The organism is Paraburkholderia unamae, from assembly GCF_003096875.1.
In the GTDB taxonomy this organism is placed as follows: domain Bacteria; phylum Pseudomonadota; class Gammaproteobacteria; order Burkholderiales; family Burkholderiaceae; genus Paraburkholderia; species Paraburkholderia unamae.
The window spans coordinates 99,851-126,110 of sequence record NZ_QEOB01000024.1; the positions used below are offsets into that span (position 1 = coordinate 99,851).

24 protein-coding genes are annotated in these 26,260 nt (G+C 65.0%); 10 read left to right on the forward strand and 14 right to left on the reverse strand.

Annotation, left to right across the window (positions count from 1 at the left end; translation table 11 throughout):
- The first annotated feature begins 58 nt into the window (after positions 1–58).
- Positions 59–841 carry an SDR family oxidoreductase gene (locus tag C7402_RS36805; RefSeq protein WP_112175863.1) on the forward strand — a complete coding sequence of 261 codons (783 nt, stop codon included), beginning with the start codon at positions 59–61 and terminating at the stop codon, positions 839–841.
- A gap of 81 nt (positions 842–922) precedes the next feature.
- Here the strand turns inward: C7402_RS36805 and C7402_RS36810 are convergent, their stop codons facing one another.
- Positions 923–2,512 carry an aldehyde dehydrogenase (NADP(+)) gene (locus C7402_RS36810; RefSeq protein ID WP_116614066.1) on the reverse strand — a complete coding sequence of 530 codons (1,590 nt, stop codon included), beginning with the start codon at positions 2,510–2,512 and terminating at the stop codon, positions 923–925.
- Positions 2,513–2,786: 274 nt separating this feature from the next.
- Between C7402_RS36810 and C7402_RS36815 the strand changes: the two genes are divergently transcribed.
- Complete coding sequence (locus C7402_RS36815; RefSeq protein WP_279635595.1) at positions 2,787–3,089, forward strand: NIPSNAP family protein; 303 nt, start codon at positions 2,787–2,789, stop codon at positions 3,087–3,089.
- Between the two features lie 79 nt (positions 3,090–3,168).
- Positions 3,169–4,137, forward strand: a complete 969-nt coding sequence (locus tag C7402_RS36820) for a cyclase family protein (RefSeq protein WP_112175858.1) — start codon at positions 3,169–3,171, stop codon at positions 4,135–4,137.
- Between the two features lie 84 nt (positions 4,138–4,221).
- Here C7402_RS36820 and C7402_RS36825 read toward each other — a convergent pair whose 3' ends face one another.
- The 4 genes from C7402_RS36825 to C7402_RS36840 all read right to left on the reverse strand — a co-directional run bounded on the left by C7402_RS36825 (position 4,222) and on the right by C7402_RS36840 (position 8,891).
- Positions 4,222–5,010, reverse strand: a complete 789-nt coding sequence (locus tag C7402_RS36825; RefSeq protein WP_112175856.1) for an SDR family oxidoreductase — start codon at positions 5,008–5,010, stop codon at positions 4,222–4,224.
- Between the two features lie 17 nt (positions 5,011–5,027).
- Positions 5,028–6,230, reverse strand: a complete 1,203-nt coding sequence (locus tag C7402_RS36830; protein ID WP_244315021.1) for an alpha-hydroxy acid oxidase — start codon at positions 6,228–6,230, stop codon at positions 5,028–5,030.
- A 108-nt stretch (positions 6,231–6,338) separates the two neighbouring features.
- Positions 6,339–7,655, reverse strand: coding sequence for an MFS transporter (locus C7402_RS36835; protein WP_116614067.1), 1,317 nt, complete (start codon positions 7,653–7,655; stop codon positions 6,339–6,341).
- 96 nt (positions 7,656–7,751) lie between these two features.
- Positions 7,752–8,891, reverse strand: a complete 1,140-nt coding sequence (locus C7402_RS36840) for an iron-containing alcohol dehydrogenase (RefSeq protein WP_116614068.1) — start codon at positions 8,889–8,891, stop codon at positions 7,752–7,754.
- A gap of 147 nt (positions 8,892–9,038) precedes the next feature.
- Here C7402_RS36840 and C7402_RS36845 point away from each other — a divergent pair, with 147 nt between their 5' ends.
- A complete protein-coding gene (locus C7402_RS36845) occupies positions 9,039–9,974 on the forward strand; it encodes a LysR family transcriptional regulator (protein ID WP_112175851.1) in 936 nt (311 codons plus the stop codon).
- 59 nt (positions 9,975–10,033) lie between these two features.
- Here the strand turns inward: C7402_RS36845 and C7402_RS36850 are convergent, their stop codons facing one another.
- Positions 10,034–10,462, reverse strand: coding sequence for an SRPBCC family protein (locus C7402_RS36850; RefSeq protein WP_116614069.1), 429 nt, complete (start codon positions 10,460–10,462; stop codon positions 10,034–10,036).
- A 10-nt stretch (positions 10,463–10,472) separates the two neighbouring features.
- Entirely contained in the window at positions 10,473–11,492 is a 1,020-nt protein-coding gene (locus C7402_RS36855) for an aldo/keto reductase (RefSeq protein ID WP_116614070.1), read from the reverse strand.
- Between the two features lie 100 nt (positions 11,493–11,592).
- Between C7402_RS36855 and C7402_RS36860 the strand changes: the two genes are divergently transcribed.
- Both C7402_RS36860 and C7402_RS36865 read left to right on the forward strand, forming a co-directional pair.
- Positions 11,593–12,510, forward strand: a complete 918-nt coding sequence (locus tag C7402_RS36860) for a LysR family transcriptional regulator (RefSeq protein WP_116614071.1) — start codon at positions 11,593–11,595, stop codon at positions 12,508–12,510.
- Between the two features lie 227 nt (positions 12,511–12,737).
- On the forward strand, positions 12,738–14,177 hold the full coding sequence (locus C7402_RS36865) for an MFS transporter (protein ID WP_116614072.1): 1,440 nt from the start codon (positions 12,738–12,740) through the stop codon (positions 14,175–14,177).
- Positions 14,178–14,240: 63 nt separating this feature from the next.
- Here C7402_RS36865 and C7402_RS36870 read toward each other — a convergent pair whose 3' ends face one another.
- The 4 genes from C7402_RS36870 to C7402_RS36885 all read right to left on the reverse strand — a co-directional run bounded on the left by C7402_RS36870 (position 14,241) and on the right by C7402_RS36885 (position 17,940).
- Positions 14,241–15,146, reverse strand: a complete 906-nt coding sequence (locus C7402_RS36870; protein ID WP_116614073.1) for a LysR family transcriptional regulator — start codon at positions 15,144–15,146, stop codon at positions 14,241–14,243.
- Between the two features lie 189 nt (positions 15,147–15,335).
- Positions 15,336–15,719, reverse strand: coding sequence for a VOC family protein (locus C7402_RS36875; protein WP_112175839.1), 384 nt, complete (start codon positions 15,717–15,719; stop codon positions 15,336–15,338).
- Positions 15,720–15,783: 64 nt separating this feature from the next.
- A complete protein-coding gene (locus C7402_RS36880; protein WP_116614087.1) occupies positions 15,784–16,734 on the reverse strand; it encodes a hydroxymethylglutaryl-CoA lyase in 951 nt (316 codons plus the stop codon).
- A gap of 15 nt (positions 16,735–16,749) precedes the next feature.
- Positions 16,750–17,940 (reverse strand): CaiB/BaiF CoA transferase family protein, encoded by a 1,191-nt coding sequence (locus tag C7402_RS36885; protein ID WP_116614074.1) that lies wholly within the window; start codon positions 17,938–17,940, stop codon positions 16,750–16,752.
- 230 nt (positions 17,941–18,170) lie between these two features.
- Between C7402_RS36885 and C7402_RS36890 the strand changes: the two genes are divergently transcribed.
- On the forward strand, positions 18,171–19,148 hold the full coding sequence (locus tag C7402_RS36890) for a D-2-hydroxyacid dehydrogenase (protein WP_224039381.1): 978 nt from the start codon (positions 18,171–18,173) through the stop codon (positions 19,146–19,148).
- Positions 19,149–19,192: 44 nt separating this feature from the next.
- On the opposite strand, the gene C7402_RS36895 is transcribed toward C7402_RS36890, so the two are convergent.
- The 3 genes from C7402_RS36895 to C7402_RS36905 form a co-directional block, all read right to left on the reverse strand.
- Entirely contained in the window at positions 19,193–19,438 is a 246-nt protein-coding gene (locus C7402_RS36895; RefSeq protein ID WP_116614075.1) for a hypothetical protein, read from the reverse strand.
- 224 nt (positions 19,439–19,662) lie between these two features.
- On the reverse strand, positions 19,663–21,006 hold the full coding sequence (locus C7402_RS36900) for an MFS transporter (protein WP_116614076.1): 1,344 nt from the start codon (positions 21,004–21,006) through the stop codon (positions 19,663–19,665).
- Between the two features lie 99 nt (positions 21,007–21,105).
- The gene (locus C7402_RS36905) at positions 21,106–22,743 is read right to left on the reverse strand and encodes a gamma-glutamyltransferase family protein (RefSeq protein ID WP_116614077.1); all 1,638 of its coding nucleotides are present in this window, start codon (positions 22,741–22,743) and stop codon (positions 21,106–21,108) included.
- 139 nt (positions 22,744–22,882) lie between these two features.
- Between C7402_RS36905 and C7402_RS36910 the strand changes: the two genes are divergently transcribed.
- From C7402_RS36910 to C7402_RS36920, 3 genes are all read left to right on the forward strand, one after another.
- A complete protein-coding gene (locus tag C7402_RS36910) occupies positions 22,883–23,746 on the forward strand; it encodes a LysR substrate-binding domain-containing protein (protein ID WP_116614078.1) in 864 nt (287 codons plus the stop codon).
- Positions 23,747–24,021: 275 nt separating this feature from the next.
- Complete coding sequence (locus C7402_RS47505) at positions 24,022–24,351, forward strand: hypothetical protein (RefSeq protein ID WP_181565757.1); 330 nt, start codon at positions 24,022–24,024, stop codon at positions 24,349–24,351.
- A 150-nt stretch (positions 24,352–24,501) separates the two neighbouring features.
- Entirely contained in the window at positions 24,502–26,082 is a 1,581-nt protein-coding gene (locus C7402_RS36920) for a phospholipase D family protein (protein WP_116614079.1), read from the forward strand.
- Positions 26,083–26,260 lie beyond the last annotated feature (178 nt).

Genomic DNA, 26,260 nt, shown 5'->3' on the forward strand with positions numbered 1-26,260 from the left:
ACATGAGCAACATACCGTACGCGCGGCCACATGAACGATCGAACTGATGGAGTCTACAATGAATGCAAACGCATCGAGCATCGCGCTCGTCACCGGCGCTTCGCGCGGCATCGGCCGTGCGGCATCGTATGAACTGGCGCGGTTGGGATATTTCGTCGTTGTGCACTACAACGCGAATCATGACGCCGCCGAACACACGCTTGCCGGTATCCGCGAACGCGGTTCGGACGGTTTCGCGGTCGCGGCGGACCTGAGCAGGATGGAGGGCATCGACGCCCTGTTCGACGCCGTGGATAAGGGTCTTGCCCAGCGCGGCAAACCAGTGCGGCTCGATGTGCTGGTGAACAACGCCGGTGTGGCGGACGGCGCCACGCTGGCCGACACCACGCCCGATCTGTTCGACCGGCAGTTCACGCTGAACGTCAAGGCCGCATTCTTCACGGCGCAACAGGCCGTCAAGCGCATGGCGGCCGGCGGCCGCATCGTCAATCTGTCGAGCGTGCTGTCGAGCCGCGTGTTCGAGGCAGGGGGCAACTTCAACGCCTTGTCAGCGTATTCCGCCTCGAAAGGCGCAATCGACACGCTCACGCGCCACTGGGCGGTCGAACTCGGTCCGCGCGGCATTCTGGTCAACGCCGTGGCGCCCGGCGCGGTCGACACCGACATGAACGCCGACTGGCTGCGCACCGATGGCGGTCAGGCCGCCATGCGCGCAGCGAGCCCGTTGGGACGCGTCGGCACGGCGAACGACGTCGCGAACGTCATCGCCTTTCTCGCGAGTCCCGCTGCGCAGTGGACCACCGGACAGGTCATCGACGCGAGCGGCGGCTATCGTCTCTGAGTCCGGAAGGCCGGAGTGAGCGTGACCCGGCCACCGCGAAAGCGGGAGCCGGGTCCCGCGCCATGACGCGTGCAACGACGATCAGGCGCGCTGCGCGAGCTCCACATGCCCGTCGAAGAGACGGTTGATCTTCCAGGGGTTCGCCGTTTTCAGGGCTTCGGGCAGCAGCGCCTCAGGCATATCCTGGTAGCTCACCGGCCGCAGAAAACGGCGGATCGCGAGGCTGCCCACCGACGTCGAACGCCCGTCGGCCGTCGAAGGATACGGGCCGCCGTGAACCATCGCGTGCGCGACTTCAACGCCCGTGCCGAAGCCGTTGACGAGAACGCGCCCCACGCGACGCTCCAGCGCGGGCAGGAAGCTGCGCACCGCCGCGTAGTCCGCTTCATCGATCTGCAAAGCCGCCGTCAGCTGCCCTTCCAGCGATTCGATCAGCGCAAGCATCGCTGGAAGATCCGGACAACGAACGATCAGCGATGCCGCACCGAAAATCTCCTCCTGCAACGCCGTGTTCTCGCGGAATGCGGCAGCACTCGTCGAAAAGAGCGCGCCCTGCCCGTCGTTCGCGCCGGCCGCGGGTTGCGCGCGCGCCACCGTTTGCACCTGCGCATGTTCTTCGAACTTCGCGACGGCCGCGTCGAACGCGCGATGAATGCCCGGCGTGAGCATCGTCGCAGCCGGCATGCGCGCCAGCGCTTCCGACGCAGCCGCGACGAAGCGGTCGAGCGCGGGGCCTTCCACCGCGAGGATCAAACCGGGGTTCGTGCAAAACTGGCCCGCGCCCAGCGTCAACGACTGCACGAACGCCTGGGCGATCGTTTCGGCGCGCTGCTCCAGCGCATGAGGAAACAGCAGCACTGGATTAATGCTGCTCATTTCCGCATAAACCGGCACCGGCTCGGGGCGCGCTGCGGCGATGGCCATCAATTCCGTTCCCGCGTGGCGCGAGCCGGTAAAGCCCACCGCCTTGATGCGAGGATCGCGCACGAGCCCCTGGCCGATTTCTCGACCGCTCCCGAACAGCAGCGAGAACGTTCCCTCGGGCATGCCGCAGTCCTTCACGGCCTTGCGCACCGCCATGCCGACCAGTTCCGACGTGCCGGGATGGGCCGCGTGCGCCTTGACGATCACCGGACATCCCGCAGCGAGCGCGGAAGCGGTATCGCCCCCCGCCACCGAAAAGGCCAGCGGGAAATTGCTGGCGCCGAACACCACGACCGGCCCGAGCCCGATATGCCGCAAACGCAAATCGACGCGCGGCATCGGCTTGCGCTCGGGTTGCGCCGGATCGAGACGCACTTCGAGAAAGTCGCCCGCCCGCACGACGCCGGCGAACATGCGCAACTGCCCGACCGTGCGGGCGCGCTCGCCTTCGATTCTCGCGCGCGGCAATCCGGACTCCGCCACACAGCGCTCGATGAGCGCATCGCCAATGGCAAGGATGTTGGCCGCGATCGTTTCCAGAAACTCGGCCCGGGCTTCGAGACTCGTTTCGCGGAAGCGGTCGAAAGCCGACCACGCCAGTGCGCACGCTGCGTCGACGTCCGCCATCGTGGCGCCGCCGAAGCCGGGTTCCAGACGTTCGCCGCTCGCGGCGTCGAGTGCATACGACACCCCGTTCGTCCCGCGCCGCACGCTCTCGCCAATCAACAAATTCCCTGCGATGTTCATTTCCAATTCCTCAATGGGATAAATCGCGCGCCCGGATTCCGACGCCGATATTCACGCGAGTAAAACCGCTTCGCTGCGATTTCAACGTCGCAGCACCTTCACGCCATGATTTCAAACCGCTCGCCGAGCGTCAACGGTTTCGACATGACAGCTATTCATAGCCCTATAAGAAGCTCTCAATTTCAACGCCTCGCGGCGATTTTTATACTGGCCTTTTAATTCTGGCCGACGTGCGGCCGGCTCAATCGGAAAGTACACGTTCATGTTTTATGAAATGCGGACCTATACGGTTCAACCCGGAAAGTTGAAAGAATATCTTCAGCACTTCGAAACGGAAGGTTTGCCGATCATCTCGCGCCACGCGAAGCTGATTGGCTGGTGGTACACGGAAATCGGCGCACTGAATCAGGTCGTGCATATCTGGGCCTGGGAGAGTCTCGACGAACGCGTCAAGCGCCGCGCCGCCCTCCTCGAAGACCGGGACTGGCTCGACAGATTCATTGCCAGGGCAACGCCGCTGCTCATCGACCAGGAGTCCAGGATCATGCTGCCGGCCGCCTTTTCGCCCATTCGCTAAGCATCGCCTCACAGGCAGACGCGATCGCGCATGACTCTCGTACCTGAATCGCGCCTGCCACAACAACCAGGAGACAACCATGTGTGTGCCAAACCCCAAGGGAAACCCGGACGTCAAGCAACTGCTCGAAGGCCTGCCCACGAATTGGGGCAAGTGGGGGCCGGACGACGAGGTCGGCGCGCTGAACTATCTACAGTCGGCGGAGATCCTGCGCGGCATCGCCGCCGTGCGCCAAGGAAAAACTTTCACGTTGCAGGTGGATATCGGTCACGCGAAGGGTGAACCGCTCTTTCCCGGCCGGCGGCCGTCGATGCGCATGAACGTGCTGGACAAAGGCCACTATCTCGCGGGCAAGGCGCATTTCGACGGCAACGTCGAATACGCCGACGACGTGATCTTCATGCACGTGCAGGGATCGACGCAATGCGACGCCCTGGGGCATGTCTGGTACGACGACCAGCTCTGGAACGGCTACGACGCGATGAGCACCGTGGGCGGTCTGGATCGCGCGAGCATCCTGCCGATCGCCGAGCGCGGCATTGCGGGCCGCGCAGTGCTGATCGACATGGCGCGTTACCGCAACAAGCCCGTGCTCGACAAAGGGGAGACGTTCGACCATCGCGATCTGCTCAACGCCGCACGCTCGCAGGGCGTGACGATCGAGCCGCGCGACATCCTTGTGATCCGCACCGGCTGGATAGGCTCGTTCTACGAACGCGATGCGGACGAGTTCTACCAGGACTATATCGAACCGGGCCTCACATTCAGCCGCGAACTCGTCCAGTGGTTTCGCGAGATGGAAATCCCCTGTCTCGTGACCGACACGATGGGCAACGAAGTCACCGTCGATCCTGTCTCGGGCGTCATGATTCCGCTGCATAACGCGCTCATGCGCAACCTGGGCGTCGTCTTCACCGAGGTCGTGCTGCTGGACGAACTTGCGAAAGACTGCGAGCGCGACGGCCAGTGGCAATTTCTCTATACCGCCGCACCGCTTAAGATCGTTGGCGGGACCGGCGCACCGGTCAATCCGCTCGTCATCAAGTAACGCGTAAAGCCGTTCGCGCACGCCGGGGTGACCCGGCATGCGCGAACGTTGTGACCACCCGCTATGACACGGGCAGCCCGTGCATCAGAAGGTGCCGGGGTAAGCGCCGCCGTCCAGCAACAGGTTCTGGCCCGTGAAATAGCCCGCCTGCGCGCTGCAAAGAAACGCGCAGAACGACCCGAACTCCTCAGGAGTCCCGAATCGCCCCGCAGGCACGATCTGGCGCTTCGCTTCCAGCGCCGTGTCATAGCTTTGGCCATGAGCGTCGGCCGCCGCACGCGTCGACTGGCGCAGCCGGTCGGTTTCGAACAGCCCCGGCAGCAGATTGTTGATGGTCACGTTTGCCTGCGCAATACGCTTTTGCCGCGAGAGCCCCGCGATAAAGCCGGTCAAGCCGGAACGCGCGCCGTTCGACAAACCCAGCACGTCGATCGGCGCTTTCACCGCACCCGAAGTGATGTTGACGATGCGCCCGAAGCCGCGCTCGGCCATGGCATCCACCGTCGCCTTGATCAGTTCGATCGGCGTGAGCATGTTCGCATCCACCGCGGCCACCCAATCCTCGCGCGACCAGTTGCGGAAATCGCCGGGCGGCGGCCCGCCCGCGTTGTTCACGAGAATATCGATGTGCGGCGCGGCCGCCAGGGCGGCGGCGCGCCCCTCGCTCGTCGTGATGTCGCCCGCCACGGCCTTGACCGTGACAGCGGGATTGAGCGCTCGCAACGCTTGCGCGGTCGCCTCCAGCGCCTCACTGCCGCGTGCCGTGATGACCACGTTCACGCCCTCGGCAACCAGCGCTTGCGCGCAGCCTTTTCCGAGACCCTTGCTCGCCGCGCACACCAGCGCCCAGCGTCCCTTGATATTCAGATCCATCCAACTTGCTCCTTGAGTCAAACGATTGCTGTTTCAGCGCGGACCGGCGGCGCACGATGAATGCCGCCCGGCGTCATGCCATGGCCACGTTGAAAGAGATTGTGCAGGCCGATTTCGCCGATCGTACGCACGCCCGACAACGCCATGCTGACGTCGAGTTCGCTTTGCAGTATGTGCAACATGCGCGTGACGCCGGCCTCGCCCATTGCGCCCAGTGCGTACATGAAAGCCCGGCCGACCATGGTGCCTTTCGCGCCCAGCGCAAGGGCTTTCATGACGTCCTGCCCGGTACGAATGCCGCCGTCCACCCAGACTTCGACCTGGTCGCCCACCGCCTCGACGATGGCCGGCAGTGCATCGATACTGGATGGCGCGCCGTCGAGTTGCCGCCCGCCATGATTGCTCACGACGATGGCATCCGCGCCGATCGATGCGGCCATGCGCGCATCTTCCGCACTCAGGATGCCTTTGAGGACGAGCTTGCGGTCCCAGGCGCGCCGAATGGCGGCGAGATCGTCCCAGCAAAGCGTCGGGTCGAACTGTTGCGCCACCCATTTGCTGATGGCAATAACGTCTTCGCCGCCTTTGATATGGCCGGCCAGATTGCCGAACGTCTTCGCACCGCGCAGCGCCCGTAGCATCCAGCCCGGCTTCGAAGCGAAATCGAGCAGATTGGACGGCGTGAGGCGCGGCGGCACGGTCATGCCGTTCTTCAGATCCTTGTGCCGCTGGCCATTGATTTGCAGGTCGAGCGTGACGACGAGCGCGGAGCACCCGGCCAGTTTCGCGCGCTCGATGAGCGACGCATTGAAGCCGCGGTCGCGCATCACATAAAGCTGAAACCAGAACGGCGCGCCGGTATGCCGCGCGACGTCCTCGATCGAGCAGATGCTGACCGTCGACAACGTGAACGGCACGCCAAAGCGCTTCGCGGCAAGCGCACCGAGCATCTCGCCATTCGGCCATTGCATGCCGGCGAGGCCTGTGGGCGCAATGGCCACCGGCATCGCCACGGGCTGGCCGATCATCGTGCTCGACGTGCTGCGCCCTTCCACGTTCACGGCCACGCGCTGCTGCAACTTCAGATTATCGAACGCGCGGCTATTCTCGCGGTAAGTCGATTCGGAATACGAACCGCTATCGACATAATCGTAAAACGCCTTTGGCACGCGCTTCTTCGCCATCAGACGCAAATCTTCAACACACGTAATGACTGACATTCGATCCTTGCATCCTGACTGTTAATCGGGCTCGAATGCGAGTCAAACGCGCACTCAATCCCGACCTCGACACCAATCCAAAACCTGTCCGGGTTCGACCCGGCGCATTCACTCGGCCGGCTGCACCGTTGCGAGTTCCGCGCCTTGCTCGTGCCGCTGCGCGACGCTCACGGGCCGCCGCACCAGAATGATGTAGGCACCCGCGGAGAGCACGGCGACCGCGGCGCTCACGATCAGCGCGTTCACGAACGAATGCGTGCGGTCCACGACGAGGCCTGTGACGATCGGCGCCGCCGATCCGGCCAGGAAGCCGCCGAAGTTCTGAATCCCGCCGAGCGAGGCGACGGCCTGACGGGGTGCGGCCACGCTCACGAGCGACCATGCGCCGCCGGATGCCATGTTGAGGAAGAACATCGCGATCGAGATATACACAATCGCCATCCAGGCCGAAGGCGTCAGCGCGGCAGGCACCGTGGCCGCGGCGGCGCCCACAAGACCCACGCAGATCGGCCACTTGCGACTCGTGATCGGCGCCATCCCCTTGCGGTACAGCCAGTCGGCGATATAGCCGCTGCCCACCATGCCGAGCGTACCCACGAAATACGGAATCGCCACCACCCAGCCCGCGCGCGCGATGCTCATGCCCCGCTCGTGCTCCAGGTAGGCGGGCAGCCACGTGAGATACAACCAGACCATGTAGATGACGCCCATGAAGCCGAACAGCATGCCCCACGTCGTACGTTGTCCGAAGAGATTGCGCCACTGCGCGCCAGTGAGCGGTGCGGCATTGGGTTCCTCTTGCGAACCTTCGGCAAGATGCGCGAGTTCCTCGGGCGTGAGATCGACTTCGCTGCGGTTGCGATACACCACGTACCAGCCGAGCGCCACCAGCACGCCGAACACGCCGGTGACCACGAACATCTCGCGCCAGCTCAGGGCCAGCATGAGCCCGGTGAGGATAGGCGGCGCGATGGCGGGACCGATCGTCGTCGAGGCCACGAAAATCCCCGTCGGCGCGCCGCGATCGCGCAGCGCGAACCATTCGCCAATCACCTTCGCCCCGGCGGGAAACTGCGGCGCCTCACCAATGCCAAGACACACCCGCGCGAAGAAAAACTGCTGGATACCGTGCACGAAGCCCGTGCAAAGCTGCGCGACCGACCAGAGCAGCATGCCCACGCCGAGCATGAACCGCGCGCCGAGCCGATCGAGCAACACCCCGACCGGCAGCTGCGCGAATGCATAGGACATCGAAAAGGCCGACAGCAGCAGGCCCATTTGCGCGGCCGTGAGACCCATTTCGCCGCTGATCGTACTGTTGGCGACCGACAGCGCGCTGCGGTCCAGATAGTTGATACAGCCCGCCAGCGTCAAAAAGAAAATAGAAATGCGCTGGATTCGACGCAGCTTCCTGCTCGCCTGCATGGTGAGTGTCTCCGGTTGGTCTTGTAGGGCGCCGTCTGTGCGGCGTTCATTGCGGCATTTATCGTGGTGCTGATCGCGTCAATCCACTGCATTGCGTCACAGCGACGCTTGCAGCATGGCGCGGTAATCGGCTTCGGACGCCTCGCGTGGATTGGTCTTGTGGCTGTGGTCCTTGAGCGCGCCTTTGATGATGTCCGGGAACATTTCAGGCGTCACGCCCAGTTGCGCGAGGCCTGTCGGCAAGCCAAGCCGTTGCGTCATCGTTTGCACCGAGGGCGCGACCTCCGCCCCGCTGCCCAGCCCCATTGCCGTGGCGAGACGGTTGAGCTTGTCCTCGTCGCGCACCGAAGGCGCGGCCTCGTTGAATGCGAGCACGGCAGGCAGAAAGATCGCATTGAGCGTGCCGTGATGCAGACGCGGATTGATGCCGCCGAGCGAATGGCTCAGGCTATGCACGCAACCCAAACCCTTCTGGAATGCAAGCGCGCCCTGCATCGATGCGCTCATCATGTTCAACCGCGCCGCGCGGTCGCCCGGCTCGCGCGTCGCGCGTTCGATATGACGCCATGCGCGCCACAGACCGTCGAGCGCAATGCCGTCCGCGGGCGGATTGAATGCGGGCGCGAGGAACGTCTCGATGCAATGCGCGATGGCGTCCATGCCCGTCGCGGCCGTCAACGCGGGCGGCAGTCCCAGCGTCAGGTCCGGGTCGCAGATCGCCACGCGCGGCACCACGAACGGCGAGATCACGCCCACCTTGCGGCCGTCGTCGAGAATCAGAATGGCGCCACGGCCCACTTCGCTGCCGGTGCCCGCCGTCGTGGGCACGGCGATCACCGGCGCGGTTCTGGCCGTGATGTTCGCCACCCCGCCTTCGATCACGGCAAAGCGTTGCAGCGGCCCCTCATGCGTCGCGCAAACGGCGACGCCCTTGGCCAGATCAATCGACGAACCGCCGCCCACGGCGACGATGCCGTCGCAATCGCCTGCCCGGTAGGCCGCCACGGCTTCGCGCACCGCGGCCTCATTCGGGTTCGGCGGCGTGCCGTCATAGATCGTTGCGGGCGCAACGGCACCCAGTGCGTCGAGCACCGTATCGATGATGCCCGCCGCGCGCACGCCCTTGTCCGTAACGATCAGCGGCCGTCGAATGCCAACCCGTTCGCATTCGCTTTTGAGCAAACGGATGGCGCCATAGTCGAACTGAATCTGCGTGATGTAGTTGATGAGAGACATGGGAATGAGCTTCAGTTATAGTGGGTGCGGGCACTGAGGCGCCGGACGAGTCGGCGCCGGATATCGCCTCTTTCAGCCAGTATAGGGAGATGCCCATTGCGCGGTAATTGAGAACATTTGATACAGATATAACTTTCCCTCAACCCCATGACACCCCCGCTCAATTCCATCATCTCCCGCCTGCACCTGAAGCAACTGCGCCTGTTGATCGCCCTCGGCGATCACGGCTCGCTGCTCAAGGCCGCGCAGCAGGTCGCGCTCACGCAGCCCGGCGCAAGCAAGGCCTTGCAGGAAATCGAAACGACGTTTGGCACCTCCCTGTTCAATCGCACCAACCGTGGGCTCGAGCCCAATGAAGCCGGCCGCTGCGTGATCCGCTACGCGCGGCTGATCCACACGGATCTGTCGCATCTGCGCGAGGAGATGGTCGGGATCATGCGCGGCCAGGGGGGACGTGTGGCCGTCGGGGTCATCATGGGAGCGGTGCCGCTCCTGACCGACGCGATCAGCTCGCTGATCGTCCGGAACCCGGAAATCTCGGTGGAAATCGTCGAGGACACGAGTACGGCGCTGCTCAGCCAGATCGACGAAGGCAGGCTCGATCTCGCGATCTGCCGCACTACGGTCAGTCAAACGCCGCAGCATTACGAGTCCGCGAAGCTTCAGGAAGAAACGCTCGCCGTCGTCGCCAACGTGCACCATCCACTGCGTCGCGCGAAGCGCGTCACGCTCCAGGACCTGGCGGAATATCGCTGGGTGGTGTATCGGGCGAACATGCCCATGCGGCTATTGCTGGAACGCGAGTTCCGCGAAGCCGAAATCCGCTTTCCCATGCACCTGCTCGAAACGACCTCCGCGTTCGCCACGCTCGCGCTGCTGCAAGGCAATCCGTCGTTCGTCGCGCTTGTCTCGATCGACGTGGCGCAGTTTTTCGCGCGTCACGAGATGACGTGCATCCTGCCGCTGCACCTGGGTTCGCGCAGCGAGCCCTATGAACTGGTCACGCGAAAAGGTTCGCAACTCTCGCCCGGTGCGAGACAGTTGATCGAGGAATTGACCCGCGAAGAGGAAGCCCGGAACTGAACTTGCGCGAGCCCGGCTGACGCATGACCGCCGCCGGCCGGGCTCGAACGCATCCCGGCTCAGGCGCGGCCCTTGTCGGCAAACGAGGCGGCCAGAGCCTGCAAGCCGTCCCGATAGATGCCTTCGAATAGGCGCGATGCTTCCTCGTCGCTCACGCCCTGCGGCGTGAATTCGCCGCTCCAGTCAACCTGCGCTGCCCCGCCCCCCTCGATCTCGCGCACTTGCAACGTAGAGCGATAGCCGGTCACGGGAAACGGCGCTTCGAGGATCGAGTAGGTATAGCTGCGCGCACGGTGATCGAACGCTTCCAGACGCTCGACGATCACGTCGCCGCCCGGATTGGCGAGTCGCCGCACACGGCCGCCTTCGCTCAATTCGCTCGACGGAATGTAGGGCAGCCAGTCCGGCAGCGAGTTGAAGCCGCCGATCAGCCCCCACACCTCGTCGGGCGAAACGGGAATGCGAATGGATGCATTGGCCTGAGCCATCTCGATCTCCTTATGCGTTGGCCGGCAGCGGTGCGTTCGGGGCCACGAGGCCCTGCTCGCGCAGCTCGCGCCAGAAGTCCGCCGGAATCGCTTCCTTGACGGCGGCGTGGTCTTCGGCAATGCGCTCCGGCTTGCTCGCGCCGGGGATCACCGCCGCCACTACCGGGTTGGCGAGCACGAACTGCAACGCGGCAGCCTTCACGCTCACGTTGTGTCGCGCGGCAACGGCCTTGATGCGCTCGACCTTCGCGAGAATTTCGGGCGACGCCTTCTGGTATTCGAAGTTCGCACCGCCCGCGAGCACGCCCGAGCTGTACGGACCGCCGGCCACGATCTCCACGTTTTTCGCGGCGGCGGCAGGCATCAGGCGCTGCAATGCGCGCTCGTGATCGAGCAGCGAATAGCGGCCTGCGAGCAGGAAGCCGTCCGGCTTCGTTTCCGAGAGATCGAGCAGCAGTTCGCACGGCTCGACGCGGTTCACGCCCAGGCCCCACGCCTTGATGACGCCTTCGTCGCGCAAGCGGTCGAGCACACGGAACGCACCCTTGCGCGCCGTTTCGAACACGGAAAGCCACTCGTCTCCGTAGAAGTCCTGAGCGACATCGTGCACCCAGACGATATCGAGGCGGTCCATCTTCAGGCGCTTGAGGCTGTCCTCGATCGAACGCAGCGTCGCGTCGGCCGAATAGTCGTTGATAATTTTATTAGGACGACCAAATGCGAACACGCCGCCTTTTTCGCCCAGGTCGCGTGCACCGGCGTCCTCGATTTCATCGAGAATCACGCGGCCCACTTTCGTGCTCAGCACGTAGTCGTCGCGCCGATAGCCGGCGAGTGCTTCGCCAAGACGCATTTCGGACAGACCGGCGCCGTACAGCGGGGCCGTATCGAAATAACGCACACCCTGGTCCCACGCGGCCTTCACGGTCGCCAGCGCTTCGGCTTCGGGGATGTTACGGAACATGTTGCCAAGCGGCGCGGCGCCAAAACCCAGCTGAGTGCCAGCGGGCAATTTATCCTTGATACTCATCGACTTGCTCCTTTGGTTGAGTCGGTAGCGAAAGTCTAGGGTGGCAACTTAAGTCTGTCCAAGACATAATGTGACAAACTTGAGTCCCGAGAGGTCTTATATGCTCGACATCCGCCAGTTGCACTATTTCGTGGCCGTCGCCGAAGAAGAACATGTCGGCCGGGCCGCCGAACGGCTTCATATTTCGCAGTCGCCGCTGAGCCGCCAGATCGCCCAGCTCGAGGAAAGCCTCGGGCTGACGCTGTTCGAGCGTTCGCAGCAGCGTATTCGTCTGACAAGGGACGGGCGCACGTTTCTCGCGGAAACGCAGGCGTTTCTCACGCACGCGAAGCGCCTGGAATCGCTTGCGCGGCGTCTGGGCCGCGGCGACGAAGGCGGGCTGTGCATCGGCTATCTGGAGAACGCGATGCACTCCGGCGTGCTGCCTGGCGCGCTGCGCCAACTGCGCGCCGAAAAGCCCGATGTGCACATCGCGCTCTACAGCCACGGGTCCACGGACCAGCTGACGGGCCTGCGCCAGCGCAGCCTCGACATCGCGCTCGTTTGCGAGCCGCCGCAGGCCGACGATCCGGAACTCGAAGCCGCGCTGGTGCTCGACGATCCCATGCTGCTCGCGATTCCCGAGGACCATCCGCTCGCCCACGCGCAGCACTTCACGCCCGAAGACCTGGCGGCGCAGAAGTGGATTGCGGTGATGCACGAAGAAGGTGTCCTGCGCCACGACAATTTCATCGCGGCCTGCGCGAAGGCCGGCTTCACGCCCGATATCGCGATGGAGGCGACCGAGCCGCTCGCGGCCCTGGGGCTCGTCGCGGCGGGCCTCGGGCTCACCATGGTCCAGCAAAGCCTGCGACGCCAGGCGCCGGCCGGCGTGGTGCTGCACGAGCTCTCGTGGTTCAGCTATCGCACGCCGCTATGGGCCGCGTGGCACCGGGTCAACCTGAGGCCGCTGGTGGGACATTTCCGGCAGACGCTGTTGCAGTCGAGCCTTGCGCTGCACACTGCGAGCGGCAACTGATCTTCCACGCAAACCGACTCACGCCCACGCCCACCCGCGGCTGCACCCGAATCAAGCCTTTCCCTCCAGGAAAGCTTGCTTGAAGCTTGCTCAATTTTCGCGCTGGCGAAAATCTCCCACACTTGCCATCACGCCCCGTCCGCCTGCCCGGCGCGGGGCGCATCCGAAGCGCGACCCATCGCGCGGCACACAGAACATACCCAAGGGTATGGGAGACTGGAGACAGCATGAACACGCAATCCCTGGACCTCGGCGGCACGCCGGACGAGGCCGCGCGCCAGCGGGCCGCCGACGCCGCGCACCGAAGCCCGCACGACGTCACCCTCGGCAACTTCATGGACGACATGCCCGTGGGCGCGTTGCACCGGTTCGTGGTGTGGGTCGTCGGCATCGGCCTCTTCTTCGACATGTACGAGATCTTCCTCGTCAGCTCGATAGGCGCCGCGCTGCAAAACGAATACGGGCTCGACGCGCACAGCCTCGCGTTCAAGCTCCTGCTCGCGTCGGCTTTCGTCGGCATGTTCTTCGGCTCGCTCTTCCTCGGCAGTCTCGCCGACCGCATCGGGCGGCGGCGCGCCTTCCTGCTCACGCTCGTCTGGTATAGCGCGTTCTCGCTGCTCGCGGCGTTCTCGGTGAACGCCACCATGCTCGTGATCTGCCGCTTTCTCACCGGCGTGGGCGTTGGCGCGATCTACCCCGTGGCCGACAGTTTCCTTTCGGAAATCCTGCCGAAAGACCGGCGCGGGCGACTCGCCGCATGGGCTTACACCACCTCGTATGTCGCGGTGCCCCTCGTCGGCTTTCTCGCGGTGTGGCTCAATCCGCTGCACCTGGGTGGCATTGCGGGATGGCGCATCATTCTCGCCATCGGCAGCCTTGGCGCGGTGTTCGTGCTGGCCGTTCAGCATCGCCTGCCCGAGAGCCCGCGCTGGCTGCTCGCGCAAGGCCGCGCCGAAGAAGCCTATGCCACGCTGAGCCGTTTCGCTCAGAGCGCGGGCGCGCACATGCCGCAGCGTTTCGCCGAGCCCCGCGAGCCCCAGCGCCCGCTGCGCCTGGCCGATCGCATCGCCCTGCTGCGCCGTGCGCCCTATGACAAGCGTTATCTCATGCTGGTCGTCTTCCACCTGTTCCAGGGCTTCGGCTACTACGGCTTCGGCACGCTCGCAGGCGTGGTCGTGAAAAGCCGCGGCATCGACGTGACGGGCAGCACGCTCTTCGTCGCGCTCTCGTTCCTCGGCTATCCGATCGGCTCGCTGCTCTCGATTCCGCTCCTCAACTGGATCGAGCGCCGCACGCTCGTGATCGCCTCGCTGGTCTCGATCGCGATTTTCGGCCTGGGCTTCGCATATTCGAATCAGGCCGCGCTGATCGTCGGCTTTGGCGTGCTGACCACCTGCGCCTCGAATGTCTTCAGCAATGCTTATCATGTCTATCAGGCGGAGATATTCCCGGCCAGCGTCCGTTCCACGGCAATCGGCAGCACCTATTCGCTGTCTCGCATCGTCAGTAGCGCGCTGCCTTTCGTGCTCCTGCCGGTGCTCACCCAGCACGGCCCGCTCGCGATGTTCGGGGTGATTTCGGGCGCGCTCGCCATCGTCGCCGTGACCTTGCGCGCGCTCGGGCCGCTCACCACGCGGCGCAGCCAGGACGAAATCAATCCGGTCTGATGCGTCGCGCCACGTGTTGACTGCCGGGGCGGCGGCCGCGATATGCGGCCGCCGCCCCTTTGTTTATGGGTTCGCGCGCGCCGACATGTAATCGAACAGGCTCACGATATCCGAGCTTGGCGCACTGTCCGCCTTCATGCCCACCCAGAGCGTGCGCGTCGCCCACGCGTCCGCGAGCTTCACCTTGACGACGCCCGCCTTGCCGCGCTCGTCGCTCACCGCGTCGCGCGGCAGCACGCCAATGCCGAGCCCCGCTTCGATCATGCGGAACACGCCGTCGAAATTCGAGGCCTGAATGCGCAGCTTGAGCGAGCGTTCGATGGCAAACGCCGCGTCGGTCATGCGCGCGAGCAGCGAACTGCCGTCGCTCAAGCCCACGTAGTCTTCGTCGAGCGTATCCGCGAAACGGATGATGTCGAGTTGCGCGAAGCGATGACCGCGCGGCACGAGCAGCACGAGTTCATCGCGACGGTAGAGCCGCCGCTCGATGCCGGGCGCGGGCACGTTGTCGGCGAACACGCCGAGATCGGCCTTGCCCGCGCCGAGCGCCTCGACGATCTCGTGGCTCAAGCGTTCTTCGAGGCTCACCTTGATGCCCGGATGCTCGTTGAGAAAGCGCGCGAGATCGACGGGCAGGAACTGCACGATTGCCGAGGTGTTGGCCCACATGCGCACGTGGCCGCGCACACCGGCGGCGTAGTCGCTCATCTCTGTCGCCATGCGGTTCACCTGATCGACCACGCGCGTGGCGTGTTCGAGCAGCGCGTGCCCCGCCGGGGTGAGATCCACGCCGCGCGCGCGACGGATGAACAAGGCACAGTCGGTCACGCTTTCCAGTTCGGCAATGCGCTTGCTGACCGCCGAAAGCGTGAGTTGCCCGTGTTCGGCCGCCTTGGTGAGGCTGCCGTGCTCGGCGACGAGCAGAAAGACTCGCAGCGACTGCAAATCGAAATGAAGGGGATTGACCATGATGGATGGGCGAGATGCAAAGCCGGTGCGAGAACCGATTGTGCGGCATCGCAGGCCGTGGGGGAAGTGCGCGGGACATGGAGAGGCGGACGTGCTGCAATGCACGTCCGCGTGCCGGCCAGCGTGGCCGGTTGGTTCACCGCCGTACCGGCGCCCCCCGGTTCGACGGCGAAACCGCTGTGACCGAACCTAGATCAGCTCGGAAATCTCGATGAGGTTGAGATCCGGGTCACGCACGTACACCGAGCGTATCTTCTGCGTTGCGCCCGTGCGCTCGACCGGCCCTTCGACGATCGGCCAGTTCTGCTGCGCGAGATGCGCGATCACGGCGTCGAGCGGCACCGCCGCGATGAAGCACAGGTCGAGCGCGCCCGGCACCGGCACGTGAGCCTTCGGCTCGAACTCCGCGCCGCGCACATGCAGGTTGATCTTCTGGTTGCCGAAGCGAAACGCGAGGCGCCCCGCGCCGAAGGTCTCTAGTTGCATCTGCAACACTTCCGTGTAGAAGTGCTTCGTCGCCTCGGGGTCCACGCAGGTCAGCACCAGATGGTCGAGGTGATCGATCAAAGCCATGCTTCGCTCCTTGTCATGAGTGCACCCGTTGTCCGGGCGGGTTTTGCGTTCTTTATCGCGCTTGTTATCGCGCTTGTTCGGGGACCGGATGCAGGTCCAGGCGGCGACCGGCCTTGAGAATCTGGCTGGGCACATCGTGGCCGATCAAGCCCGGCAGCAGTGTCGCGGCGTCGAGCACGGCGGCGAGATTGACGCCCGTATCGTAGCCGTCCAGTTCGAGCATGTGCACGAGTTCCTCGGTGCACACGTTGCCCGTGGCACCCGGCGCATAGGGGCAGCCGCCCAGGCCGCCGAGCGAGGCGTCGAAGCGCACGATACCCGCATCGAGCGCCGCGAGCGTGTTCGCGAGCGCCATGCCGCGCGTATTGTGGAAATGCAGCGTGAGTTCGAGCGCGCCGAACGCCTGCGCCGCTCTCTCGCTCAGCATGCGAACCTGTGCGGGATGCGCCATGCCGGTCGTGTCGCACAGCGTGACGCCCTGCACGCCCAATTCCGCGAAGCGCCGCATCCAGCCAAGCACGTCCTCCACCGGCACGTCGCCTTCCATCGGGCAGCCCATTGCTGTGGAGAGCGAAACATTGATCGCCACGCCCGTGCCGCGCACCGCATCGATCACGTCGCGCAACTGCGCGAACGACTGCTCGCGCGTCATGCGCAGGTTGGCGCGATTGTGGCTCTCGCTCACCGACATCACGAGGTTCACTTCGTCCACGTTGCACGAAAGCGCGCGTTCCGCGCCGCGCACATTGGGCACGAGTACCGTATAGACGACGCCGGGCACGCGCTCGATGCCGTGCATCACCGCTTCCGCGTCGCGCAGCGCGGGAATCGCCTTGGGCGACGTGAACGACGTCACCTCGATCTTCGCATAGCCGCATGCGCTCAGGCGGTCGATCAGCGCGATCTTGTCGTCGGTGTCGATAAAGGCGGCTTCGTTCTGGAAGCCGTCGCGCGTCGCGACTTCGTTGAGATACAGGCGCTTCGCCTTCGAGTTTTCCTGATTTCCGATCGTCATCTTCCCGTTCTCCATTCAGATCACGCCGCGTGCGCGCCATGCTTCACGCGTTGCGGCGTCCACGCCTATCGATTCCAGCACCGTGTCGGTATGCTCGCCGAGCGTGGGTGCGCTGCGCTCGATCGTGCCGGGCGTGCCGCACAGTTTCGGCACCACGCCGGGCACCTGCACCGGCGTGCCGTCGGGCAAGGTGTCTTCCACGATCATGCCGCGCGCGTGGTAATGCGGATCGGCCGCGATGTCCGCGACATCGTAGATGCGCCCCGCCGGAATGCGCGCTTCGTTGAGCGCCGCAAGCACTTCGTCGAGCGTGTGGCGCGCGGTCCATTCGCCGATGGCGAGGTCGATGCGCGCCACCTGCGCGACCCGCCCGTCGTTTTGCGCGAGCGCGGGATCGCGGCCCAGGTCCGCGCGCCCGATCAACTCCATCAGGCGGCGGAAGATGCTGTCGCCATTGCCCGCGATCAACGCGTACTTGCCGTCGCTGCACCGGTAGGCGTTGCTCGGCGCGATGCCGGGCAGGCTGCTGCCCGCGGGCTGGCGCACCGCGCCGAACACGGAATACTCGGGCAGGAGGCTTTCCATCATGTTGAACACGGACTCGTAGAGCGCGACATCCACCACCTGCCCCTTGCCGCCTTGCTGCTCGCGATGGCGCAGCGCCAGCAGCACGCCAATCACGCCGTGCAGCGCCGAAAGCGAGTCGCCAATCGAAATGCCCACGCGCACCGGCGTGCGCTCCGGCTCGCCGCTCAGGTGCCGCAGGCCGCCCATCGCCTCCGCGACCACGCCGAAGCCCGGCCGGTCGCGATACGGTCCCGACTGCCCGTAGCCCGAGACGCGCAGCATGATGAGGCCGGGGTTGATCGCGCTGAGTTCGTCCCAGCCGAGGCCCCAGCCTTCGAGCGTGCCGGGGCGGAAATTCTCGATCAGCACATCCGTTTCCGATACGAGACGGCGGATCACGTCCTGCCCTTCGGGCGTGCGCAGATCGAGCGTGACGGATTCCTTGTTGCGCGACTGCGCGGCCCACCAGACCGAGGTGCCGTCGTGCATCAGGCGCCACTTGCGCAGCGGGTCACCCACGCCCGGCGGCTCCACCTTGATGACGCTCGCGCCGAATTCGGCGAGCATGCGGCCTGCAAACGGGCCCGCGATGAGCTGTCCGAGCTCCAGAACGCGGATTCCTTCGAGTGGTCGTGGCATGGCGGTGTCTCCTCAGACTGCGACTATGGACGACATCATGGACCCGCCTGCCCCCTTTGATAATCGATGCTTGCTCAAGCTGGCTTGCGCAAATGGAAAGGGTCCGGGGGCGCGCGCTGTTTCGCATCCGGCTTCAGGCCAGCCGATATTTCCTCATCGGAAAGTCAGTTGGCGCATTGGGCAAGCCATCGGCACGCGCCGTGAGGGACAATGAGCGGACCGTCCCTCAAATGCTCTCACTGCGCACCATGCACGTTGTCTTTCTCGACCGCGCGACGCTCGCGCCCCAAACGCAGCTTCGCCCTCTGCCTTTCGATCACACCCTGGAAACGTTCGAGCGCACCGCGCCCAACGAGGTCGCCGAGCGCATCCGCAACGCCGATATCGTCATCGCGAACAAGGCGCGTCTCAGCGCCGAGGCGCTGGCCGGCGCCACGCGCCTGCGCATGATCGCCGTCGCTGCCACGGGCACCAACAACGTCGATCTGCACGCCTGCGCGGCGCGCGGCATTGTCGTGAGCAACGTGCGCGACTACGCCGGCCACAGCGTGCCGGAACATACGTTCGCGTTGATCTTCGCGCTGCGGCGCAGCCTGCTCGCCTATCACGAGGCCGTGCGCGCGGGCCGCTGGCTCGAATCGGGACAGTTCTGTTTCTTCGATTTTCCGATCCGCAATCTGGCCGGCTCGACGCTCGGCATCATCGGCGACGGCGCGCTCGGGCAAGCCGTCGCGCACATGGCGCGGGCGCTGGGGCTGCGCGTGCTGTTCGCGGCGCGCAAAACGCGCAACGACGCGCAGGCGGGCTATGTGCCGCTCGACACGCTGCTGGAAGAAAGCGACATCATCACGCTGCACTGCCCGCTCACGCCGGAAACACAGCATCTGATCGACGCACAAGCGTTTGCGCGCATGAAGCGCCGGCCCTTGCTGATCAATACGGCGCGCGGCGGACTCGTAGACGAGGCGGCACTGGCCGATGCGTTGCAATCGGGCGCGATTTCGGGTGCGGGGTTCGATGTCGTGACGCAGGAACCGCTGCCTGCCGATCATCCGTTCCAGGCCATCCTCTCGCACCCGGCGTTCATCCTCACGCCTCACGTTGCGTGGGCGAGCGACGAAGCCATGCAGGCGTTAGCGGACCAGCTGGTGGAGAACATCGCGGCCTTTCATGAGGGAAATCCGCGAAATATCGTGAATGCGCGTTGAGCGCGGGCGCGGCAGCCGCATCAGGGCCGCCCGCGCCTGAACCATCAAGCCAGCTCGGGCTGTTTGGCGTGCCACTCGTCGGCGTTTTGCTTCGCCGTCTGCTCGACCATGCTAAGCGCCATCAGCACGTCAATCTTCAGTTTGGGAATCGCAAGCTCGACGCAAGGCAGCTTCGCCGCTTCAGCGTGTGCTTCGATTCCTTCCAACACCGCGCGGCACAGCCACTGGGTGTCCGTCGCGTCTGCTTTCGCATCGACAGTGACTCGAAAGCCACGATACTCGATCGCCATACAATCTCCCGAAACCTGACAAAACGTAATTTCCGATCCGCCGGCCGGTACCCCTGCCGACGATGAGGGGGCGACTATATCACCACTTGCGAGCGCGTTCAGCGAGGTCCGCGTGAAGTACATAACGAAGTGTTTCCAAGGCGACGCGCCCGCATTCACGCCCCGTTTTTAGCGGGCGATCCTGCGGGCGCGGCGGCGCGAAGATCCGTTCGGACTTCCGACGATCAACTGGCGAGCGTCGCGCGCAGCGGCGACTGCCGCGTCATGCGCCAGCCGACGATCGCGAGCGAAACGCCGGAAATGACCGCTGCAAGCGAAACGTAATACGCGGGGGCGAGCGTGTCGCCCGTCACGTGAATGAGCAGCTCGGCGATGGTGGGCGCGAAGCCTCCAAACAGCGTCACGCCAAGGCTATACGCGATCGAGAGCCCCGCCGAGCGCACGCGCACGGGAAAGATCTCCGACATCAACGCGGGCATGGGGCCCGAATACGCGGCCTTGAATATGCCGGCCGCGCCTTGCAGCACGAGCAGCCAGCCCAGCGTGGGATGACGCTGCAACAGCGAGAACATTGGATACGTAAGCGCGGCGAGCAGGATCGACGTGGTCAGCATGATGCGCACCCGGCCGATGCGGTCCGAGAGCGCGCCCATCACCGGCGAAAGCGCGAACTGCAAACCGCCGTTGAGCACCACGACGCCGAACGAGGTTGCCGCGGCCATATGAAGCTGCTTGACCGCATACATCGGCATGTAGAGCTGGAGGATGTACACGCCAACGGTCGATTGCGCGACGATGCCGACCGCGAGCAGCAGGTTGACCCACTCGCGCGTGAGACGCGGCGAATTCATTGCGTGCACATCGGTTGCGTGCGCATCGGTTGCCGGGCGTTCCTGCCGGTTCGCGAGGAACTCGGGCGTCTCGTCCAGATGCGAGCGGATATACCAGCCCACGGGCCCGAGCACGAGCCCGAAGAAGAACGGCACGCGCCAGCCCCACGCCTGCAACTGCGCGGGCGGCAGCCACCCCGCGAGGAGCGCGCCGAACGAGGCCGCGAGAATCGCGGCCGCCCCCTGGCTCGCGAACTGCCAGCTTGCGTAATAGCCGCGTTTCGTCGGGCTGTGCTCCACCATGAACGCCGTCGCGCTGCCAAATTCGCCGCCCACCGCAAAGCCCTGCACGAGCCGCGCCACCAGGATCAGCAACGGCGCTGCGAGGCCAATGGACGCATACGGCGGCATGACCGCCATTGCCAGCGTGCCGGCCATCATGAGCGCGATGGCGAGCGTGAGCGCCGCCTTGCGCCCCTTGCGGTCGCCGTACATGCCGAGCACGATCGCGCCGAGCGGGCGCATCAGGAACGAAATGCCGAAGGTGCCGACGGCAAGCAGCGTGGAGAGCCACTCGTCGTGCACGGGAAAGAACTGCTTCGCGATGATCGGCGCGAAGTAGCCGTACACGAGGAAGTCGAACCATTCGAGCGCGTTGCCGATCGACGAGGAAAACACGATGCGGCGGACCATGCCGCGGCTGAGCGGCGCACGCGCCGGCGCGGATCCGGTTTCCATGTCAGTCTCCTTCATTTTTTATTTGGTCTACTCATTGATTCTCATGCGCGGTGGGCGGCGCTTGACTGCATGCGCCGCCCTGCGACGGGAATCCGGTGGCTAGAACCCGGCGGCGAGGCCGTCGCGCCGCGTGTCGCTCGCGGCCACATAGCCGCGCTCGGGATCGTTGCGATCGAGCTTCCAGATGTACTGGCCCGAGCCGAAATCCATGTACGGATCGTCGATGCCCTTGATCTCGTGGCCGAGGCCTTGCAGCGCGCGCGCCGTTTGCGCGTCGAAGGTCGATTCGATGTCGAGCGTGAAATCGCGGTTGACCTTCCAGCGCGGCGCGTCGCACGCGGCCTGCGGCTGCTGGCCGTAATCGAGCATGCGCACGATGGATTGCAGATGGCCTTGCGGCTGCATGTCGCCGCCCATCACGCCAAAGCTCATCACCGCTTCCTGGCGGCCGTCCACCTGCTGCGTGAGGAAGGCCGGAATGATGGTGTGGAACGGACGCTTGCCGCCTGCCACGACATTCGGCGAAACCGGGTCCATCGAGAAGCCGCAGCCGCGGTTCTGGAGCGCGATGCCCGCGCCCGGCACCACCACGCCCGAGCCGAAGCCCATGTAGTTCGACTGGATGAAGCTCACCATCATGCCGCGCTCGTCCACGGCGGAAAGATAGATGGTGCCGCCCGAGCGCGGCATGCCGAAGTCGAACTGCGTGGCGCGCTTCGGGTCGATGAGCTTCGCACGCTCTTTCAGGTAGGCGCTGTCGAGCATCTGCTCGGGCGTGACTTCCATCGAACGCGGATCGGCCACGTAGCGGTAGACGTCGGCGAATGCGAGCTTCATCGCCTCGATCTGGAGATGCTGCGATTCGAGGCTGTCGAGCGCGAGCGAGCCCATGTCAAACTGCTCGAGAATGCCAAGCGCGATGAGCGCGGCGATGCCCTGCCCGTTCGGCGGAATCTCGTGAACCGTGTAGCCGCGATAGTCCTTGCCGATCGGCTCGACCCACTCGGGGCGATAGTTGCGCAGGTCGTCGAGCGTGAGCGCCGCGCCGCCTTCGCGCGCAAACGCGGCGATGCGCTCGGCGGTCTCGCCTTCGTAGTAGTCGCGCGGGCCGCGCTGCGCGAGCTGGCGCAGCGTGGCGGCGTGACCCGGAAAGCACACGCGCTCGCTCACTTCGGGGGCGCGGCCGCGCGGCATGAACGTCTCGGCAAAGCCCGGCTGGTTGTACAACTCGGGAATCGCCGCCTGCCACTTGCGCGCAACGATGGTGGCCACCGCATGGCCGCGCTCGGCGATTTCGATGGCCGGCGCCATCAGGTCCGCGAACGGCAACGAGCCGAATTTCGTGTGCAGCGCTTCCCAGCCGGCGATCACGCCGGGCACCGTCACCGTGTCCCAGCCGCGCTTGGGCTGCTTCGCGAGACCGTTTTCCTCGCCGTATTTGCGGCGGAAGTAATCGACGCTCCATGCAGCCGGCGCGTTGCCCGAGGCGTTCAGGCCGTGCAGCTTCGCGCCGTCCCAGACGAGCGCGAAGCAGTCGCTGCCGAGGCCGTTCGACACCGGCTCGACCACCGTGATGGCCGCCGCCGCGGCGATCGCCGCGTCGATGGCGTTGCCGCCTTGCCAGAGCATGCGCAACCCCGCCTGTGCGGCGAGCGGATGCGAAGTCGAAACGATGTTGCGGGCGAACACCGGCAGGCGCGGTGTGGAATACGGGTTTTGCCAGTTGAAGCGCGTCATGGAAGTTCGGATTCCGATGGGGAAAAGTGGCGCGGCCGCCCGTGGCGCCGCGCGCGGTTCATGCCAGTATTTCGATTATCTTGAAGGATCACGCAAAAAAATATTAATATTTTATTCTCGATACTTAAGTTTCTTTTACATGTTGACCCTACGCATGTTGCGCACCCTCCAGGCCGTCGCTCGCAGCGGTTCGTTCGCCACGGCGGCCGAGAAAACGGCGCTCACCCAGGCGGCCGTGAGCGTCCAGATGCGCGGGCTCGAAGAAGCGCTCGGGCGCCAGTTGTTCGACCGGCGGGCACGCCAGGTGGCACTCACCCGCGAGGGCCGCGAGATCTGCGGGAAAGTCGAACACATTCTCGCGTTGATCGACGCACTGCCAGCGAGCACGGCGGACACGATGCGCGGATCGATCATCATCGGCGCCGTGGTGTCGGTGATCGGCGCGCTTTCGCTCGCCGTCGCGCACCTCAAGACCGGCCACCCCGAACTCGAAGTGCGCCTCACTTCGGCCCGTTCGAACGAACTGGCGCGCATGGTGGAGGACGGCGACGTTGATCTGGCCGTGGTGGTAGGCAGCGCGGATGGTTCGTTACACGAAACACTTTCGTGGACGCCGCTCTACGAAGAACCGCTCATGCTCGTCACGAGCCGCGCCACAACCGGCGACGACGCGCGCCGCATCTTGCGCGAGCGCGGCTTTCTGCGCTTCGACCGGCGCGTGCCGACCGGCGTCGTGATCGACCGCGCGCTGGCCGAGCTTGGCATCGAGCCGCTCGAATACCTGGAGCTGAACTCCATCGAAACGATCGTCTCACTGGTGCGCAACGATGTAGGCGTGAGCGTGCTGCCCGTGCTGCAAGGCGGCAACTGGAAAAACGATCCCAATTTGCGCCTCGTGCCGCTGCCGGGGCGACCCTTCTTGCGCACGGTGGGCATGATCCAGCGGAAAGCGCACAAGCCGACCTTGCTCACACAAACGATTGCAGACATGTTGCGGCGTTGATGGCGCGCGTGGCGGCGCGGTGACAGAACAAACCGATGCGGCGTTATGTCCGCGAAATTCCGGGCTTCCCCGTGATCAGGCACATGGCGGCCGCCACACCGTGGGACTAGAGCGCCCCTCGGGTTGACCGATCTCACTCCGAAAGTAAAATGAAAGCATTGAAACAAGAGCAAACGCGGCTACCCGCCTCTTAACGCCCAACAGAAAACGTTCGCGCTCTTACCGGAGCGCGAGAATTACTAAGCAATGCGAAGTTATTGATCGGAGAGAAAATCATGCAAGCCAGAACCCGCACCCTCGCCATCGTCGGCATCGTGATCAGCGCCCTCGTCGCGGGCCAGGTATTCGCCCAAACCAGCGCCCAAGCCAGCGCGCAGACCAACGCACCGGCAAGCCAGCAAGCGCAGCCCGTCACCACGACCACGCATAGCGACCCGATCGTTCAGAAGCGCATGGAAATTCGCGATGCCAACCGGCAACAACGCGCGCGCACGGCCGAAGCGCGGCAGACCTTCAATCAGGAAGCGCGCGAAGCCAGAACCGAGCGCAACCAGTCGGCACAAGATTCCCGCGCCCGCGCACAGACCGCGCTCGACGCGCAGTAAGCCCACGCCATGACGCGTTCGCCCCCGCAGCCGCACGCATGCGTGGTGCACGCCACGCCAATCGCGTAAGCTACCGACGTTGCACGCTCACTCGCGAAGCCTCGCGCTTCGCGCCTCGAAGCGCAATCGTTACGGGAAAGCGAACGCTCCATGCAAAGATCGCCCATCGCGCCGGCCGCGAACGGACTGCGAAGACTGTGTGTCGCGGCATTGCCGCTATGCGTGATGGCATTAGCCGCGTGCCAGCAATTGCCGCCGCCCGGCGTGCGTACAGAATCCACCGCACTCTCACCGGCCGAGGCCCGCACGACGCCACTGGGCGTCGCCGTGACGGCCGAACTCGCCACTCATCCCGACTTCACCGGCATCGATCCGCTCTCGGACCCGCTGGAAGCGTTCGCTACACGTGTAGCGCTCGTGCGCAGCGCACAACGTACGCTGGACGTGCAGTACTACATCTGGCGCAACGACCTCACCGGCACCCTGCTGCTCGAAGAATTGCGCGAGGCGGCCGACCGCGGCGTGCGCGTGCGGCTGCTGCTCGACGACAACGGCATTCCCTCCTCGCTCGACACCACGCTCGCGGCGCTCAACACGCACCCGAACTTCGAGGTGCGTCTCTTCAATCCATTCGTCACGCGCAAGCCCAAGGCGATCGGCTTTCTGACCGACTTCTCGCGCCTGAACCGGCGCATGCATAACAAGTCGCTCACGGCGGACGGCGTGGCGACCATTCTTGGCGGCCGCAATATCGGCGACGAGTATTTCGGCGCCACCGACGGCGTCGTATTTGCCGATCTCGACGTGCTCGCCATCGGCCCCGCCGCGACCGACGTCGCGCACGATTTCGACCGTTACTGGGCGAGCGCCTCGTCGTGGCCGGTGACGGATATCCTGCCCTCCGAGTCGCCCTCGGGCATGGCCACGCTCGATCGCGCGGCGCTTGCGGCGCGCCAGGACCCCGCCGCCGCAAGCTATATCCAGTCGCTGCGCAAGACCACCGACGTGCGCCGCCTGCTCGACGGCACGTTGCAACTCGAATGGGCGAAAACGCGGCTCGTCAGCGACGATCCCGCGAAGGCGCTCGGCACGGCGCCGGAGCATACGCTCATCCTCAGCCAGTTGCACGAGATACTCGGCGACCCGCATCGAGAACTGGACCTCGTTTCGCCGTACTTCGTGCCGGGCGAGACGGGCACGCAATACTTCACGCGCCTCGCCGCCCAGGGCGTGACCGTGCGTGTGCTCACCAACTCGCTGGAAGCGACCGACGTGTCCGCCGTGCACTCGGGCTACGCGCGGCGGCGCAAGGCGCTGCTCGAAGGCGGCGTCGAACTGTTCGAGTTGCGCCGTGCCGCGGGCGCGAACAAGGAAACAGGCAAAGGCCCCTTCGGCAGTTCGGGGTCGAGTCTCCATGCGAAAACGTTCGCCGTGGATGCCGAGCGCGTGTTCGTGGGCTCGGTGAACTTTGACCCGCGTTCCGCGAAGCTCAATACCGAACTCGGGCTCGTGATCGAAAGCCCCGTGCTAGCCAGCCAGATCGAATCGGCCTTCTGGACGCGCGTGCCGCAGCTCGCCTGGCAAGCGCATCTCGACGCCGACGGCAAGCTCTACTGGACCCGCCTCTCCGAGGGCACGCTCGTGCGCTACGACACTGAACCCAATACGACGTGGAACGAGCGGCTAGGCGTGTGGTTCTTCTCGATCTTGCCTATCGAGTGGCTGCTGTAGCGTAGCGGGACGGCATGGCGGCCTGGGGAACGTCGTTTTCCGCGTGCCCCACGCGATTCAGGCCGCCGCTTCGTTCATCGCCGTCACGGCATCGAGCGCGCCGCCCACCATGCGCCGCACCACCGGCTCCACCTGCTGCGCGAGCGCGGGCACATAGTCGAACGGCGCGGTCTCGCTC

Coding starts and splice junctions, on each gene's coding strand:
- C7402_RS36805 (WP_112175863.1), top strand. CDS start 59: ATGAATGCAAACGCATCGAGCATCGCGCTCGTCACCGGCGCTTCGCGC.
- C7402_RS36810 (WP_116614066.1), bottom strand. CDS start 2,512: ATGAACATCGCAGGGAATTTGTTGATTGGCGAGAGCGTGCGGCGCGGG.
- C7402_RS36815 (WP_279635595.1), top strand. CDS start 2,787: ATGCGGACCTATACGGTTCAACCCGGAAAGTTGAAAGAATATCTTCAG.
- C7402_RS36820 (WP_112175858.1), top strand. CDS start 3,169: ATGTGTGTGCCAAACCCCAAGGGAAACCCGGACGTCAAGCAACTGCTC.
- C7402_RS36825 (WP_112175856.1), bottom strand. CDS start 5,010: ATGGATCTGAATATCAAGGGACGCTGGGCGCTGGTGTGCGCGGCGAGC.
- C7402_RS36830 (WP_244315021.1), bottom strand. CDS start 6,230: ATGTCAGTCATTACGTGTGTTGAAGATTTGCGTCTGATGGCGAAGAAG.
- C7402_RS36835 (WP_116614067.1), bottom strand. CDS start 7,655: ATGCAGGCGAGCAGGAAGCTGCGTCGAATCCAGCGCATTTCTATTTTC.
- C7402_RS36840 (WP_116614068.1), bottom strand. CDS start 8,891: ATGTCTCTCATCAACTACATCACGCAGATTCAGTTCGACTATGGCGCC.
- C7402_RS36845 (WP_112175851.1), top strand. CDS start 9,039: ATGACACCCCCGCTCAATTCCATCATCTCCCGCCTGCACCTGAAGCAA.
- C7402_RS36850 (WP_116614069.1), bottom strand. CDS start 10,462: ATGGCTCAGGCCAATGCATCCATTCGCATTCCCGTTTCGCCCGACGAG.
- C7402_RS36855 (WP_116614070.1), bottom strand. CDS start 11,492: ATGAGTATCAAGGATAAATTGCCCGCTGGCACTCAGCTGGGTTTTGGC.
- C7402_RS36860 (WP_116614071.1), top strand. CDS start 11,593: ATGCTCGACATCCGCCAGTTGCACTATTTCGTGGCCGTCGCCGAAGAA.
- C7402_RS36865 (WP_116614072.1), top strand. CDS start 12,738: ATGAACACGCAATCCCTGGACCTCGGCGGCACGCCGGACGAGGCCGCG.
- C7402_RS36870 (WP_116614073.1), bottom strand. CDS start 15,146: ATGGTCAATCCCCTTCATTTCGATTTGCAGTCGCTGCGAGTCTTTCTG.
- C7402_RS36875 (WP_112175839.1), bottom strand. CDS start 15,719: ATGGCTTTGATCGATCACCTCGACCATCTGGTGCTGACCTGCGTGGAC.
- C7402_RS36880 (WP_116614087.1), bottom strand. CDS start 16,734: ATGACGATCGGAAATCAGGAAAACTCGAAGGCGAAGCGCCTGTATCTC.
- C7402_RS36885 (WP_116614074.1), bottom strand. CDS start 17,940: ATGCCACGACCACTCGAAGGAATCCGCGTTCTGGAGCTCGGACAGCTC.
- C7402_RS36890 (WP_224039381.1), top strand. CDS start 18,171: ATGCTCTCACTGCGCACCATGCACGTTGTCTTTCTCGACCGCGCGACG.
- C7402_RS36895 (WP_116614075.1), bottom strand. CDS start 19,438: ATGGCGATCGAGTATCGTGGCTTTCGAGTCACTGTCGATGCGAAAGCA.
- C7402_RS36900 (WP_116614076.1), bottom strand. CDS start 21,006: ATGGAAACCGGATCCGCGCCGGCGCGTGCGCCGCTCAGCCGCGGCATG.
- C7402_RS36905 (WP_116614077.1), bottom strand. CDS start 22,743: ATGACGCGCTTCAACTGGCAAAACCCGTATTCCACACCGCGCCTGCCG.
- C7402_RS36910 (WP_116614078.1), top strand. CDS start 22,883: ATGTTGACCCTACGCATGTTGCGCACCCTCCAGGCCGTCGCTCGCAGC.
- C7402_RS47505 (WP_181565757.1), top strand. CDS start 24,022: ATGCAAGCCAGAACCCGCACCCTCGCCATCGTCGGCATCGTGATCAGC.
- C7402_RS36920 (WP_116614079.1), top strand. CDS start 24,502: ATGCAAAGATCGCCCATCGCGCCGGCCGCGAACGGACTGCGAAGACTG.